12 protein-coding genes and 1 tRNA gene are annotated in these 15,389 nt (G+C 63.0%); 7 read left to right on the top strand and 6 right to left on the bottom strand.

Translation table 11 applies throughout. From position 1 onward, the window contains the following. The first annotated feature begins 132 nt into the window (after positions 1-132). Both J1C56_RS09405 and J1C56_RS09400 read left to right on the top strand, forming a co-directional pair. Positions 133-1,221, top strand: coding sequence for a 2'-deoxycytidine 5'-triphosphate deaminase (locus J1C56_RS09405; RefSeq protein WP_214388168.1), 1,089 nt, complete (start codon positions 133-135; stop codon positions 1,219-1,221). A gap of 107 nt (positions 1,222-1,328) precedes the next feature. Continuing rightward, positions 1,329-2,111 carry an ABC transporter substrate-binding protein gene (locus J1C56_RS09400; RefSeq protein WP_214388166.1) on the top strand — a complete coding sequence of 261 codons (783 nt, stop codon included), beginning with the start codon at positions 1,329-1,331 and terminating at the stop codon, positions 2,109-2,111. A gap of 151 nt (positions 2,112-2,262) precedes the next feature. Here J1C56_RS09400 and J1C56_RS09395 read toward each other — a convergent pair. Then, a tRNA-Gly gene (locus tag J1C56_RS09395) sits at positions 2,263-2,336 on the bottom strand. An 847-nt stretch (positions 2,337-3,183) separates the two neighbouring features. After that, positions 3,184-5,112 (bottom strand): glycosyltransferase, encoded by a 1,929-nt coding sequence (locus tag J1C56_RS09390; protein WP_214388164.1) that lies wholly within the window; start codon positions 5,110-5,112, stop codon positions 3,184-3,186. A gap of 104 nt (positions 5,113-5,216) precedes the next feature. Here J1C56_RS09390 and J1C56_RS09385 point away from each other — a divergent pair, with 104 nt between their 5' ends. Then, complete coding sequence (locus J1C56_RS09385; protein ID WP_214388162.1) at positions 5,217-6,200, top strand: UDP-glucuronic acid decarboxylase family protein; 984 nt, start codon at positions 5,217-5,219, stop codon at positions 6,198-6,200. A 111-nt stretch (positions 6,201-6,311) separates the two neighbouring features. After that, positions 6,312-6,575, top strand: coding sequence for a DUF6460 domain-containing protein (locus tag J1C56_RS09380; RefSeq protein WP_214388160.1), 264 nt, complete (start codon positions 6,312-6,314; stop codon positions 6,573-6,575). Positions 6,576-6,583: 8 nt separating this feature from the next. On the opposite strand, the gene J1C56_RS09375 is transcribed toward J1C56_RS09380, so the two are convergent. Then, positions 6,584-7,480, bottom strand: coding sequence for a histone deacetylase family protein (locus J1C56_RS09375; protein ID WP_214388158.1), 897 nt, complete (start codon positions 7,478-7,480; stop codon positions 6,584-6,586). Positions 7,481-7,558: 78 nt separating this feature from the next. Between J1C56_RS09375 and J1C56_RS09370 the strand changes: the two genes are divergently transcribed. Then, the gene (locus J1C56_RS09370; RefSeq protein WP_420797373.1) at positions 7,559-8,956 is read left to right on the top strand and encodes an MATE family efflux transporter; all 1,398 of its coding nucleotides are present in this window, start codon (positions 7,559-7,561) and stop codon (positions 8,954-8,956) included. Here the strand turns inward: J1C56_RS09370 and J1C56_RS09365 are convergent. Continuing rightward, a complete protein-coding gene (locus tag J1C56_RS09365) occupies positions 8,932-10,008 on the bottom strand; it encodes a quinone-dependent dihydroorotate dehydrogenase (RefSeq protein WP_214388154.1) in 1,077 nt (358 codons plus the stop codon). The two genes, J1C56_RS09370 and J1C56_RS09365, sit on opposite strands and share 25 nt — an antisense overlap. Next, the gene (locus tag J1C56_RS09360; protein ID WP_214388337.1) at positions 10,005-10,352 is read right to left on the bottom strand and encodes a DUF952 domain-containing protein; all 348 of its coding nucleotides are present in this window, start codon (positions 10,350-10,352) and stop codon (positions 10,005-10,007) included. Before J1C56_RS09360 ends, J1C56_RS09365 begins: the two co-directional genes overlap by 4 nt. Positions 10,353-10,465: 113 nt before the next feature. Here J1C56_RS09360 and J1C56_RS09355 point away from each other — a divergent pair, with 113 nt between their 5' ends. Both J1C56_RS09355 and J1C56_RS09350 read left to right on the top strand, forming a co-directional pair. Further along, positions 10,466-10,903 (top strand): hypothetical protein, encoded by a 438-nt coding sequence (locus tag J1C56_RS09355; protein ID WP_420797372.1) that lies wholly within the window; start codon positions 10,466-10,468, stop codon positions 10,901-10,903. Between the two features lie 154 nt (positions 10,904-11,057). After that, a complete protein-coding gene (locus tag J1C56_RS09350) occupies positions 11,058-11,714 on the top strand; it encodes a response regulator transcription factor (protein ID WP_214388150.1) in 657 nt (218 codons plus the stop codon). 2 nt (positions 11,715-11,716) lie between these two features. On the opposite strand, the gene J1C56_RS09345 is transcribed toward J1C56_RS09350, so the two are convergent. Next, complete coding sequence (locus tag J1C56_RS09345; RefSeq protein WP_214388148.1) at positions 11,717-15,211, bottom strand: PAS domain-containing hybrid sensor histidine kinase/response regulator; 3,495 nt, start codon at positions 15,209-15,211, stop codon at positions 11,717-11,719. Between the last annotated feature and the right edge of the window lie 178 nt (positions 15,212-15,389).

The raw sequence follows: 15,389 nt of genomic DNA, 5'->3' as shown, positions 1-15,389 counted from the left end.
CCCGCAGCCTGCTTGCGTCAATTGCGCGGACGACTAAACGTTTTGGGCCACGCACAAGACCCCGAAAACGGTCGGGATCCAGCCGCCTCGGCTCGCCATTCGGGCTCTTGGCGCTGTAGAGGAGTGAGGCAATTGCGGCAGTCGGGCATTCTTCCGGATCAGGATATCGCGGCCCTGTTCGCATCTGGCGCGCTCAAGGCGCCGCCGCTCGATGTCGACCAGATCCAGCCGGCGAGCCTGGATCTCAGGCTGGGCGCGACCGCATTCCGCACCCGCGCCAGCTTCCTGCCGGGACCCAATTCGCTGGTGTCGGAAAAGCTCGACCGGCTCAAGCTGCACGAGATCGACCTGACAAACGGCGCGGTGCTGGAAACGGGCTGTGTCTACATCGTGCCGCTGTTGGAGAGCCTTGCGCTGCCGGCCGAGATTTCGGCCTCGGCCAACCCGAAGAGCTCGACCGGCCGCCTCGATATCTTCACCCGCGTGATGACCGACCGCGGCCAGGAGTTCGACAAGATCCCGGCCGGCTACAACGGCCCGCTCTATCTCGAAGTCAGCCCGCGCACCTTTCCGATCGTCGCGCGCAAGGGGTCGCGCCTGTCGCAGATCCGCTTCCGCAAGGGCAATGCGCTGCTGTCGGAGACGGAGCTCAACGCGCTGCATGTGTCCGACCGTCTGGTCGCCATTGATCCGCCCAATATCTCGGGCGGCGGCATCGCGTTGTCCATCGACCTGGCTGGCGAAGTGGGCAGCATCGTCGGCTATCGCGGCAAGCACCACACGGGCCTCGTCGACGTCGACAAGCGCGCGGCCCAGAAGGTCGTCGATTTCTGGGAGCCGATCTACAATCACGGCGCCGAGGAACTGGTGCTCGACCCGGACGAATTCTACATCCTTGTGTCGCGCGAGGCTGTGCACGTGCCGCCGCTCTACGCCGCCGAGATGACGCCGTTCGACCCGCTGGTCGGCGAATTCCGTGTCCACTATGCCGGCTTCTTCGATCCCGGCTTCGGCCACTCCAGTGCTGGTGGCACCGGCAGCCGCGCCGTACTCGAAGTGCGCAGCCACGAAGTGCCCTTCATCCTGGAGCACGGCCAGGTCGTCGGCCGCCTTGTCTACGAGCGCATGCTGGCGCGCCCGAAGGCGCTCTACGGCACCGATCTCGGCTCCAACTACCAGGCCCAGGGGCTAAAGCTCTCCAAGCATTTCCGCATGGACTGACCCTACGTCACGGTGCGCCAACCTTAGTCTGCTTGTCCATTTCAAGCCGCTGTGCTTGGCTGGAGCCAGGACGCTCGGATAAGGGCGCCTGGCAAATGGAGAGGATCATGCAGATTTCGTGGAAGTTCGCTTGCGCTGCGTCGCTCGCAGCGCTGTTGTCGGCTGCCGGCGGCGCCTGGGCGCAGGACGCGGCAAAGCTCAAGATCGCCACCGAAGGCGCCTACCCGCCCTTCAACAGCCTGACCGCCGACGGCAAGCTCATCGGCTTCGACGTCGATATCGCCAACGCGCTGTGCACGCAGATGAAGGTCGAGTGCGAGATCGCCGCCCAGGATTGGGACGGCATCATTCCGGCCCTGCAGGGCAAGAAATTCGACGCCGTCGTTGCCTCGATGACCATCACCGAGGAGCGCAAGAAGCAGGTGCTGTTCACCGACAAATACTACACCACGCCGCTGGCGCTGATCGCGGCAAAGACCTCCGAGTTGACCTCGCCGGAGCCCGACGCGCTGAAGGGCAAGACGGTGGGCGCCCAGGCATCGACCACGCAGAGCATCTATGCCGAGGACCACTACGCCAAGGCCGGCGCCGAGGTGAAGCTCTACCCGACGCAGGACGAGGCCGTGGCTGACCTCACCAACGGCCGGCTCGATGCGGTCGTCGCCGACAAGTTCGTGCTCGTCGACTGGATGAAGACCACCGGGCAGGATTGCTGCAAGATGATCGGCGATCTCAAAGGCACCGAGTCCGAGACCGGCATCGCCGTGAACCTGGAAAACGCAGCCTTGCGCGACAAGCTCAACGCGGCCATCGACGCCATCGTCAAGGACGGCACCTACGCCAAGATCAACGCCAAGTATTTCGACTTCGATATCTACGGCGCTGATTGAGGATTAAGACTGACAACCGGGCCGGGCGCGTCTTGCGGCCGGCCTTTCGTTTCAGGGGCAGTCGTTCGCTGCCGGGCTGACGTCGTGGCCCCCGAACAAAGAAGCGTCGCCTCAGGTGATCTCAGTTGTGCAAGGTCGTTTGAGGGGGGATTGGAGCGGGTAGCGGGAATCGAACCCGCGCGTTCAGCTTGGGAAGCTGACAGGCTACCATTACATCATACCCGCGCGGGCACTTGGTTAGCATCAGCGTTGCTGAACGGCAATCGGGAAACATGGTGTCTTGCTCTGCTATCCGCTGCACCTCCGGGATGGGCGCACTGAAACTGACATGAACATTGCATGCGGACCGGGGGAGAAGACGTGGGTTGGAAACTGAAATCGCTGTTGTTGCGATCGTTGCGGTATCGATTGGAGAAAGTGCGGAGCAGTCAACTGGCCGCCGTTGCCGATTTTCTTAAGCTGGTTCATCCTGTCTCGACGGATCGGCCACTCATTCGCATTGGCGGCAACGGTGATGGAGGTTATTTGATTCCGGATGACCTTGAGGGCGTGAAGTATTGTTTTTCACCCGGTGTTTCAACGACTGCCTCCTTCGAGGAACATTTGATTACCAAGGGCATCAAATGCTTCTTGGCTGACTATTCGGTTGTCGATGCGCCAATCGAGAGCGAAGCGATTGCCTTCACCAAGAAGTTTATTGGCCCAGAAAGCAACGACGTCTTCATGACGCTGAAGGAGTGGGTAGAGTCCAGCGTTGGTTCCGACGATGGTGATCTGGTCTTGCAGATGGACATCGAAGGTGCGGAATATGAGAGCCTTATTGTAGCCGATGAATCATTGCTTGCGAGGTTCAGAATAATTGTTGTCGAATTTCATCGGCTTGATGCGTTGTTTAATACGATGGGGTTCAAGGCAATCAATGGCGTGTTTCAAAAAATACTTAAGAATTTTGATGTCGTCCATATTCATCCGAACAATGGATCGAAAGTACTGACATGTGGCGGAATCGATGTCCCTCCCGCAATGGAGTTTACCTTTCTGCGAAAGGACAGGATTGGCGTGAGGCGTCCAGCTACAACATTTCCCAACCAGCTGGACCGGACGAATGTGCCCGATATGCCCGATTTCCCCCTTCCCAGATGCTGGTATGAAAGAGGAGATGGCGGCCGACGGGCTGCTGGCTATTGCGTTTCCGCATCATCGAGCGTGCTCGCCGTAGCCAGGACAGCGCCATCTCGCCATAGGCACGCGGTTTGAGCTTGCCGCCGAAGCCGGCACGCAGGATCTTGCGGGCCTGGCTGCCGGAATAGCGGGCGAGGATTTCGCGGCAGAAGACGCGCGAGCGAAACTCGGCCGCGAGTTTTGGCGCGTTGGCCAGGAAGATCTCGAACACTCTTGGGTCGCAATAGAACCGGCGCAGCCGCTTGGGCGTTTCGCGGGTGATGAGGTCCAGCACCGACCAGAAGCCGCCATCGAGAATCCAGACATATCTGCCTGCGTTGGCCAGGAGAAAATCGATGTCGGTCAGCGTCGCTTCCTGGGCGAGCCGATAGTATTCCGGTGTTCCGGACCGCAGCGAGGGCGAGCTTTCATGGTTCGAGAAGGCGTTTTCGCCATGCAGCCTGTAGCCAGACAGGACGATGTCGATGAGCGCGCTGCCGCCAAATCCATGGCACATGAAGTTGAAGTAGCCGTCCGCCGAGCGCATGTACCTGGCTTCGCCACCGCGCCGGACAAGCCGCAGGTGAGATGCTCGGTACATGTTTGCCGTGCCGGGGTTCCAATGCCAGCCGCTTGCCGACTTCGGGACGAGTGCGGTTCGCGCGGAGAGCTGCTGGAAGTCCTCATGCGAGACGGTCGGCAGGCGCAGGACGGAGTCTTGGGCGTGCAGATTTCGCGTCTGGCCCTGGCTGCCGGCGACGCTGCCGCTGGCCAGGATGTTTCCGCGCGCGTCCGTCTCCGCGACGCTCGAGGACGTGAAGGCAACGCTCTGCGGCAGCGCCAGATGAGCCTGGACATGCATCGAGGCGTAATTATCGAACAGGACGTCGTCGGCGTCGACGAAGGTGACGAACCCGCCCTTGATCCTGTCCAGTGACCAGAAGGCAGCGCCGAGCTGGCCCAGGTTTTCCGGCAGGTTTGCGACCGTGAACCGGCTGTCGCCAGCGACATGCCTGGCGATCACCTCGGCGCTGTCGTCGGTCGAGCCGTTGTTGATGACCAGGCATTCGAAATGCGGATAGTCCTGCCTTTTGATGGAGTCGATCGTGACGCCGACGTAGCGGGCATAATTCCAGTTGATGACGACGAAGCTGACCAGCGGCGGCTTGATCGAGCCGCCCGAAAACTCGGCGATGCTGCGCCCGCCGATGGTGAGATCGGACGCCGCCGCGTGTTGGGATGGCCTCCACGACTTCCGGATGATGACCTGATAGTCTTGGTGCAGGATCTCGTACTCTCCTGATCTGGCCTGGAGAAAGGCGTCGATGCCGGCCTTGGGCCGCTCGGGGGCGGGTTTGGTGGGCTGCCACAGGTAGTCGTCGAGGATCATGACCCCGCCTGTTGCGAGCAGATCCCAGCTTTGCTGGGCGTCGGTGAAGGCCGAGGCGGCGTGATGGTCGCCGTCGACATAGACGATGTCGAAGCGGCGCGATGCGCGCTGCAGTTCCGACAGCGCCTCGATCGAGAAGGCCTTCAGCTTTTCGAGCCGATGGGCGAAGGGCAGCGTGTTGGCGTCGAAACGCGCCTCCACTTCGGCCATTTTGGTGTGGTGGCGCGAGCCGGCCGTCCTGTGTTCGACGCTGCCTTCGAAAGTGTCGATGCAGGTGAGATGGCAGTTCGGCAGGAACTGCAGGAAAAACAGGGCCGAGCGGCCTTCGAACGAGCCGACTTCCAGAACCCGCAAAGGCTCGTGCGCGCGCTCGCGCAGCAGCTGTTCCCAGACGGGAATGTGATGGGATGTCCAGTCCCGGCTGAAAGCCTTGCCGTCGAAATAGTTCATTCAAACGCGCCTATTGGCCTGGAAATGGTGAGCTTGTAGAAGCATGCGGGACATTGCATGAACCTGCCGACCAGACAACGTCTATAGCGAAAGCAGAGGCCGACGTGCATCCACATAAGCGGGTACTGGTAACAGGCGGCGCCGGTTTTCTTGGCTCGCATCTCTGCGAGCGGCTTCTGGAGGCAGGAGCGCACGTCTTGTGCGTCGACAATTTCTATACGGGCGCGCGCGCCAACGTCGCTCACCTTGCCGAACATCCTCGCTTCGAGCTGATCGATCACGACGTCTGCCAGCCGTTGCATGTCGAGGTTGACGAAATCTACAACCTCGCCTGTCCGGCATCGCCGGTCCACTACCAGCGCGATCCGGTCCAGACCACCAAGACGAGCGTGCTCGGCGCCATCAACATGCTTGGCCTCGCCAAGCGCCTTGGTGCCAGGATACTTCAGGCGTCGACGTCGGAAGTCTATGGCGACCCTGCCATCCACCCCCAGGACGAGACCTACTGGGGCAATGTCAATCCGATCGGCCCGCGCTCGTGTTACGACGAAGGCAAGCGCTGCGCCGAAACGCTGTTCTTCGACTACCGGCGCCAGCACGATCTCGAGATCAAGGTCGCCAGGATCTTCAACACTTACGGGCCGAGGATGCAGCCCGACGACGGGCGTGTCGTCTCCAACTTCATCATGCAGGCGCTGCGCGGAGACAGCATCTCGATCTTTGGCGATGGCACGCAGACGCGGTCGTTTTGTTACGTCGACGATCTTGTCGACGGCCTGATCAGGCTGATGGCCTCGCCCAAGGAATTCACCGGGCCGGTCAACCTCGGCAATCCCGAGGAATTCTCGATGATCGAGCTGGCGAGCGCGGTGGTGAAGGAAACGGGCAGCAGTTCGCGACTGGAGTTTTTTCCCCTGCCCGAGGACGACCCGAGGCAGCGACGGCCCGACATCGCCTTGGCCGGCACCTTGGGCTGGCGGCCGCGAACTGCGTTGACCGAAGGCTTGCAACGCACGGTGGTCTATTTCCGGGATCAACTGCGACATGAAAGCCTGCGTGCCCGGCAGGCGCCAGCTCCTGTTTCGTGACCGGAAAGGCGTCTTCCAACGCGTGAGCGCCTGTATGGTGCGGCTCCACACCTTGATGCTGGCGCGGTTATCACGATATCCCTGTCAGGCTAGAATCGCAGGAGATCGAATTTGTCCGGATTGGCGCGTTTTCTCGGAGACACCCCGCTCAGGGTGTTCATCAAGCTCCTGGTCATCTCCTTCCTCGTCGGCATCGTGATGAGCGCCTTCGGCTGGTCGCCCTTCGACGTGCTCTATGGCATTCGCGATTTCTTCGTCGACATCTGGCGCATGGGCTTCCGCGCCATCGACCGCTTCCTCGGCTATTTCCTGCTTGGAGCCGCGATCGTCGTGCCCGCCTTCATCATCCTCAGGCTGTTCAGCTACCGCAAATAGCTATCGTCTCAGGCGAAGGTTGAAGCTGTTTCGAACAGAACCGCGTGGCGCGCGGCAAGCGCTATGACGTCGGTCGAATAGCCGCCGCCGATCACGCCGCACAGCGGCACCCTGGCGTTGCGGAAATGCTCGATGACAAGGTGTTCGCGCCGGCGCAAACCGGCGTCGCTGAGCGCGAGACGGCCGAGCCGATCCTCGCGATGAGGGTCGACGCCGGCGTTGTAGAACGCGATGTCCCAGCCTCCACGGTGTGACAGCCGCGCCAGAGCGTCGGCCAGCACGTCCAGATAGGCCTCGTCACCGGTGCCGTCGGGCAGGCCGATGTCGAGACTGGATGCGACCTTGCGCACCGGATAGTTCTTGTCGGCGTGCATCGAAAAGGTGAAGACCGACGGATTGCCGGCAAGGATTTCGGCGGTGCCGTCGCCTTGATGCACGTCGAGATCGACGACCAGGATCTTCCCGACCTGCCTGTCTGCGAGCAGCGCCAGGGCTGCCACCGCAACATCGTTGAAGGTACAGAATCCGGCACCTTGCGCGCGCCTGGCATGGTGGCTGCCGCCGGCGGCATTGCAGGCGATGCCATGTTCGAGAGCCAGATGCGCGGCGAGCAGGGTGCCGCCGGCCGCCAACTGGGCGCGGCGCGACACGCGTTCGCCGACCGGAAAGCCGATCTCGCGCTCGATGCGGGGCGGCACGGTGCAGGTCAGCACCTGATCGACATAGGTCGCGTCATGGGCCAGACGCAGGTGCTGGGGCGCGATGACTTCGGGCCGGTTGAGCCCGGCGGTGAGGTCAAGCGCCTCCAGCCGCTCCATCAGGTGGCTGTACTTGCTCATCGGGAAGCGATGATCCGCGGCAAAGCCGGCGTCGTAGTCGGGATGGCTGACGATCTGAAGCGGCATGGAGGAGTGCTGAACCAGGAGAACGAAATCGATTGGAGCCGCAACTTAAATGGTTGCGGGCGTTGGGGAAACCGGGGCATGTGCCCAAACGGGATTCGGCAACAGGGAGGACTTTCGTTGGAATACGCATCGCCAAAGGGCCGCGTGACGCCTTTTTCCGTCACCAACCGCTCGGTGCTGGCGATTGCCGTGCCAATGACCCTGGCCTACCTGACCACACCTTTCATCGGCCTTGTAGGCACCGGCGTCGTCGGACAGTTCGGCGATGCTGCCCTGCTTGGCGGCCTTGCGGCGGGCGCGGTTGCCTTCGACGTCGTCTTCACCAGTTTCAATTTCCTGCGCGCCGGCACGACCGCGCTGGTGGCACAGGCCTTCGGCCGCGGCGATTCGGCGGAAGAGCAGGCGATCTTCTGGCGCGCCGTGGTGATCGCGCTGATCGCCGGCATCGTGCTGGCGCTGACGGCACCGCTGACTTCTCTCGCCGGGCAATGGTTCATGTCGGCCGAGCCCCGCGTCAGCGAGACGCTCGACCACTATGTGCGCATCCGCATGCTGGGCGCACCCTTCGCGCTGATCAACTACGCGATCCTGGGCTACATATTGGGGCGGGGCGAGGGCGGCTTCGCGCTGTTTCTGCAAGCGACGCTGAACGGCGTCAACATCGTGCTTTCGGTCATGCTTGGCCTGCATTTCGGCTGGGGTGTCGAAGGTGTCGCCTGGGCGGCGGTTGCCGGTGAGGCGGCTGGCATGGTCATCGGATTTGCCGTGCTGTTGCGGCGTTTTGGCCGCGAGCCGAAGCTGGCGCGCGGACGTGTCTTCGATGGGGCGGCGTTCAAACGCCTGTTCGTGCTCAACCGCGACATCATGATCAGGTCGCTGTCGTTGCTCGTCGCCTTCGCCCTGTTCACGCGACAGGGCGCACAGTTCGGCACGGTGACGCTGGCTGCCAATGCGGTACTGATGAACTTCTTCATCGCCGCAGGCTTCTTCCTCGACGGCTTCGCGGCCGCCGCCGAGCAGCTTGCCGGCCGTGCCGTGGGCGCGCGCTATGAGCCGGCCTTCCGCAAGGCTGTCTACCTCTGCTCGATCTGGGGCTTTGCGCTGGCCGGCAGCATGACGGCGGCACTTCTGATCTTCGGGGCCGACCTGATCGCGCTGATCTCGACCGCCGAAGACGTGCGTGCGGCGGCAATCGCTTTCCTGCCCTGGGCGGCGTTCACGGCGCTGAGCGGCGTGCTCGCCTTCCAGATGGACGGCATCTTCATCGGTGCCGCATGGTCGCGCGACATGCGCAACATGATGGTGGTTTCGCTGCTGGCGTTCATCGCGGCACTGCTGGTGCTGCCTTCGCATTTCGGCAATGCCGGGCTATGGGCCGCACTTCACCTGCTGCTGATCGTACGCGGCGTGTGCCTGCTGGCGATCCTCAAGCCACGGGTCCGGGCGACGTTTCAGAGCGGTGCCGCCGCCCACTGATCGAGCTTGCTGTCGCGCAGTTCGGAGATGCTCTTGAGCCCCTCGCGTGCCGCGAACTCGGACATGCCGCGCACGATGCGTGCCGGCAGCGACGGGCCGGCATAGACCATTCCGGTATAGAGCTGGACGAGGTCGGCGCCGGCGCGGATCTTTTCGAGCGCGGTCTCGGTCGAATCGACGCCGCCGACGCCGATGATGGCGCGTTGCGGGCCGAGCAGCTTGCGCATGCGCGCGAGCACGGCGGTCGAACGTGCAAACAGCGGCTTGCCCGACAGGCCGCCGGTTTCGCCGGTATGGGCCGGACTGCGCAGCGTTGGACGGGCGATGGTGGTGTTGGAGACGATGACGCCGTCAATGCCCTTTTCGGTGACCTCGGCGGCGATGTCTTCCAACTCGGCCTCGTGCAGGTCGGGCGCGATCTTGAGGAAGATCGGAACCTGATGACCGGCTTCGGCACGGGCGATCATGACGCTGGCCAGCAACTCGGCGAGCTGCTCGCGGGCCTGCATGTTGCGCAGGCCCGGCGTGTTGGGCGAGGAGATGTTGACGGTCAGATACGAGGCATGGCGGGCGAAGCGCTTCACGCCTTTGACGTAGTCGCCGATGCGGTTGGTGCTGTCTTTGTTGGCGCCGATGTTGACACCGACGATGCCGGGCCGTCCGGCACGGGCAATGAGCCGCTTCTCGCAGGCATCGTGGCCTTCATTGTTGAAGCCGAGCCGGTTGATGACGGCGTCGTCCTCGACGAGGCGGAAGATGCGCGGCCTGGGATTGCCGGCCTGCGCCAGCGGCGTCACCGTGCCGACCTCGGCGAAGCCGAAGCCGAGGCCGAGCAATGCGTCGGGCACCTCGCCATTCTTGTCGTAGCCGGCGGCCATGCCAAGCGGATTGGGAACGTCGAGCCCGGCGATCTTCAGCCGCAGGCGGGCATCGCGCGGGGCGCGGCCGCCGACCGGCAGGCCGCAGCGCAGCGCCTTGATCGACATGCCATGCGCGGTCTCGGCATCGAAGCTGAACAGCAGATGCCGGCCAAGACGGTCGAATGCGCTCATGCTTCAAGCTCCGGAAAATCGTGCGCGCCATCGGCCTTGAGCGGCAGGGGGCGAACCCATTTGGCGGCGCTCGGCTCAAGTGGCGCATAAAGATGCGGAAACAGTGCGCCGCCGCGCGAGACTTCGTACTTCAGCGCCGGACCGAGGCGCCCAGCGTCGATGGCGACGAGCAAGAGGTCGCGCTGTCCGGCGAAGTGCTTGGCTGCGGTTTCGACGACTTGTTCGGCGGTCGAGAAATGGATGAAGCCGTCGGCGAGATCGATGGGGGCACCAGTAAAGGTACCGCTGCGTTCGGCGTCGCGCCACATCGCCTCGGGGCAGATCTTGTAGATGGTCTTCGTCATATGCGCGCTATAGGCTGAAAGCATGATGCGGGGAAGGGTGGCATTCATTGCCCCACCGCAATTTGGGCCTATTGCGGCGCGACAATGTCCACCGTCCGCCAATGGAGACAGCCATGCGCCGTGCCTTTCTGATGTTCGTTCCGCTGCTTGCCGGCTTGAGCGCCGGACCGACTCTGGCCGCCGAAACCCAACGCTACCAGATGGAAAAGACCGACAAGGGTTATGTCCGCATGGACACGCAGACAGGCGAGATGTCGATCTGCGAGGAGCGCGACAGCCAGCTGGTGTGCAAGCTCGCTGCGGACGAGCGTTCGGCACTGCAGGACGAGATCGGACGTCTTCAGGGCGAGGTCAAGGCGATCGAGGACCGGGTCGTGAAGCTCGAGAACTCGTTGACCCAGAAGCTGGAATCGACATTGCCGACCGAGGAAGAGTTCCAGAAGAGCATGGGCTACATGGAGCGCTTCTTCCGCAGCTTCATGGGCATCGTCAAGGACATGGAAAAGGAAGAGCAGGCACCGCAGACTGCACCCGCTCCGAACAAGACCTGAGTGCAATTTGTGTCCAGGCAGCCCGAAAGTTGAGCATGAATGGCCAACTCACGGGCCGATTTGACTTTAGCTGCTTGAAAACCCGGCGCCGCGCCGCATAATCGCGCCCGACGGTCCAAGGCGCACAGAACGGTCGGGACCTCGGGAGGGATATTTGCCAGCAGGCCACAAGTTCGTCATCGCGGACGATCATCCGCTTTTCCGCGGTGCGCTCAAGCAAGCCATCGCCGGGCTCGCCGATGTGTCGAGCGTGCTGGAAGCCGGCGATTTCGAGAGCGTCAAGGCGATCGTTGCCGCCAACGAGGACATCGACATCGTCCTGCTCGACCTTGCCATGCCCGGCGCATCAGGGCTTTCCGGCTTGATCTCGCTGCGTGGCATCCATGCGACGGTGCCGGTCGTCATCGTCTCAGCCCATGACGACCCCGAAACGATCCGCCGCGCGCTCGAGCTCGGCGCCTCGGGCTTCATCTCGAAATCGGCCAGCATGGACAACATCCGCAGCGCCATCGAAGCGGTGCTGTCGGGCGAGATCTCGGCCCCCGGCGACATCGATCTCGGCGTCGAACGCGACCCTGAGATCTCGGACCTGATCAAGCGGCTGCAGTCGCTGACGCCGCAGCAGACGCGCGTGCTCGGCATGCTGGCGGAAGGCCTGCTCAACAAGCAGATCGCCTACGAACTCGGCGTGTCGGAAGCGACGATCAAGGCGCATGTCTCGGCCATCCTGCAGAAGCTCGGCGTCGACAGCCGCACCCAAGCAGTCATCCTGCTATCGAAGATCGGCGGCGAGCCGCGTCCGGCAGCGTAACGTCACTCGGCAGCGTGCGCCATGCGCCGCATCCGGTTCATCATCGAACGCAGCACGGCCGGCTTGAGCGGCTTGTTGAGCACGGCGACCTCGATCTGGTCGGCGGCCGCGCGGACCTCGTTGGAACGGTCGGCGGTGATCAGCACCGCCGGTATCGCTACGCCATAGGCGCGGCGCATGGTTCGGATGACGTCGAGGCCGTTTTCGCCGTCGAGGTGATAGTCGGCCAGGATGATTTCGGGCGCTGATCCCACGGCGTTGTCGGCCTCGAAGGCTTCCGTACCGGAATAGGTCGTGACCACGCAACCCCAGCCTTCGAGCAGAAGCCGCATGCCCTCGAGGATGCGCGGATCGTTATCGATGCAGATAACGGTCAAACCGCTGAGCGCGGCCGCGGCCTGGATGCGTGGCCGGGTGGTGGTTGCGGCGGGCAGTTCCTCGGCGGTGGTGACGGGCAGGATCACCGAAAAGCGCGTGCCCTGGCCCTTGTGCGACTCGATCTGGATTTCAAGCTTCAAAACCCGCGCGATGCGGTCGACGATCGACAGGCCGAGACCGAGGCCTTGTGCCTCGCGCATGCCGTCGTCCAGGCGGGTGAATTCGTGGAACACGGTGCCTAGTTTGTCGGCGGCGATGCCGATGCCACTGTCGATCACCTGGATCTCGACAAGTTCGCCGCGGCGCCTGACGCCAACCAGAATACGGCCGGTGCGGGTGTATTTGATCGCGTTGGAAACCAGGTTCTGGATCAGGCGTCGCAGCAGGTTGCGATCGGTGTTGACGGCAAGCGTCGACGGCACGATCACCAGCTCGAGGTCCTTGGCACGCGCCATGGGCAGGAAGTCGGTGCCGATCTGGCGCAGCAGCCCGTCGAGGCGGAACACGGTTTCGGCCGGCTTCATCGCACCCGCATCGAGCCGGGAAATGTCGAGCACGGCGCCCAGGATGGTTTCGACCGATTCCAGCGAGGATTCGATGTTGCGCGCCGCCTGTCCGGCATTGCCCTTGCCTGCCTTTTCGATCAGCGACGAGCAGTAGAGCCGGGCGGCATTGAGCGGCTGCAGGATGTCGTGGCCGGCTGCGGCGAGGAAGCGCGTCTTGCCGAGATTTGCTTCCTCGGCGAGCATCTGTGCCTGGGCCAGTTCCTCGTTGACGCGGGTCAACTCTGCAGTGCGGCTCTTGACGCGCTGTTCCAGTGACTCGTTGGCCCGCTTGAGCGCCAGATCGGCGGCGACGCGCGCCGAAATGTCGGTATAGGTCGCAACGATGCCGCCGTCGGGCATCGGGTTCGATTGCATTTCGATGATCCGACCACTGGTCTTGAGCTCGATCTGCCAGGGGCCGCCGAAACTTGTCAGCCGGTTGAGCGTGCTCAGCCGTGAAGTCTGCTGGATGTCGCCGCGCGCCACGAGATAAGCGAGGATGCGGTCGATCGAGACGCCGACCTGACCCATGTCGTCGGGCAGGTCGAACAACGAGCGATACTGGCGGTTCCAGCAGATCAGCCGGAAATCCTGGTCGAAGACGGTGATGCCCTGTTCCATCTGGTCGAGCGCGATCTGCAAGAGGTCGCGGTTGTGCTGCAGCGCTTCGGTGGCGTCGTCGAGCAGGCGGAACGTGTCTTTCGAGGAGTTGTCGCCGCGCTTGAACAGCAAGGAGAGGATCAGCCGCGCCGACGATGAGCCGACGGCACTCGCCATCAGCTGTTCGGAGAAGCGGATGACGTCCATACCGGCGGGGTCGTTGCCGTTGAGCTTGCTGCCGCTCTCGTTTTGGAAGGTCTCGAACGAACGCTCGGTGCGCTCAACGCCGAGATAGCGGGCGATGGTGTCCTTGAGGTCGTTCACGGTGATGGTGGTGCGGAAGCGGCGCAGCGATGGCATCGGGCTCGAGTCGCGCGGCACGAAGATCGAGGCCTGGATGCGTTCGAGCGGCACCGATGCGCGCGACAGCGAGCCGAAGACGAAGAACAGCGTGTTGATGGCGAGGCTCCACAACACGCCGTGATTGAGCGGCTCGGCTGATGTGCCGAACAGCGCCTGCGGCCTGAGTGCTTCAATACCGAATAGCCCGTCGGTCAGGATCGCCGTATCGGGTGCGGCAAGCGTTGGCAGCATCAGCGTGTAGCTCCACACGGCGATGCCGGCGGCCATGCCAAGCGCTGCACCCCTGGCATTGGCGCGGCGCCAGATCAGCCCGCCGATGAAGGACGGCGCGAACTGCGCGATCGCGGCAAACGACATCAGGCCGATCGAGGCCAGCCGCGTGTTCGTGGTGCTCTCGCGATAATAGAGAAAGGCAACGAACAGGATGATGAAGATCGAGGCGCGGCGGATGTTGAGGATGATCGCCGACCAGTCCTCGGTGTCGCCGGATTTGAACGTGATCAGGCGGCGCACGAAGATCGGGATGACGAGGTCGTTGGAGATCATGATCGACAGCGCGACGCTGGCAACGATGACCATGGCTGTCGCCGCCGACAGGCCGCCGATGAAGGCGATCATGGCGAGCAGGTCCTGGCCCTTGAACAGCGGCAGCGACAGCACGTAGAGATCGCTGGTGGTCGCGGTGCCGACGGTGGAGAGCCCGGCGAAGGCTATCGGCAGCACGAACAGGTTGATCGCCACAAGATAGGCCGGGAAGACCCAGGTCGCGGTGCGCAATTCGCTCTCGCTGCGGTTCTCGACGATCATGACGTAGAACTGGCGCGGCAGCATGATGATGGCGAAGCCGCTGATGATGGTCACCACCAGCCAGGTGCCGAGCGAGGTGCTGTAACCCATGGCGTCGCCGACCTGCTCGGTGGCGGCGAAGCTCCGCAGCATGTCGCCGGGGCCGTCGAACAGGGCGAAGGTGACGAACAGGCCGACGGCGAGGAAAGCGACGAGCTTGACGATCGACTCGACCGCGACCGCCAGAACCAAGCCGTTCTGATGCTCGGTGGCGTCGGCATGGCGGGTACCGAACAAGGTCGCAAACAGCGCCAGCAGCAGTGCCACGATCAGCGAGATGTCGCTGACGAAAGGATCGAAGGACGGCGGCGAGCCGGTGTAGTGCTCGACCATCAGGCTGACCGAGCCGGAGATCGCCTTGAGCTGCAGCGCGATGTAGGGGATGGCGCCGACGGTGGCGATCAGCGTTGCGATCGAGGCGACGGCGAAGCTCTTGCCATAACGCGCGCCGAGGAAGTCGGCGATCGAGGTGATCTTCTCGGCCTTTGCCAGCTTGATGATGCGGCTGAGCAGGGGAAAGCCGAACATGAACACCAGCACCGGGCCGATATAGATGGCGAGGTACTCGAGGCCGCGCTCGGAGGCGAGCCCGACCGAGCCGAAGAAGGTCCACGACGTACAATAGATGGCGAGGCTGAGCGCATAGATGAACGGGCGAGGCCGGCCAGGCCCCTGGTTCGCGGCCCTGCGGTCGCCGATGCTCGCGATGGCGAACAGCAGCGTGACATAGGCAATGGCGATGAGGACGACGGCCAGCCCCTGCACTCTAAACTCTCACTCCCGCGAAAACGTTTGCCTGTGCACTGAGGCAATCACAGCTGCGACGGCAAGTCTATTATCCTTGTCGCCTATGCGCCTATGCGCCTGTGTGAGGCGCAGGCGCTTGCCTGGCGCATGCCAACATTGACGGGTTTTGCAACCGGCGGTTTTTGCTATGGTGCCA

This window comes from Aminobacter anthyllidis, from assembly GCF_018555685.1.
GTDB lineage: Bacteria > Pseudomonadota > Alphaproteobacteria > Rhizobiales > Rhizobiaceae > Aminobacter > Aminobacter anthyllidis.
This window is presented reverse-complemented; position numbering and strand designations above follow the sequence as displayed.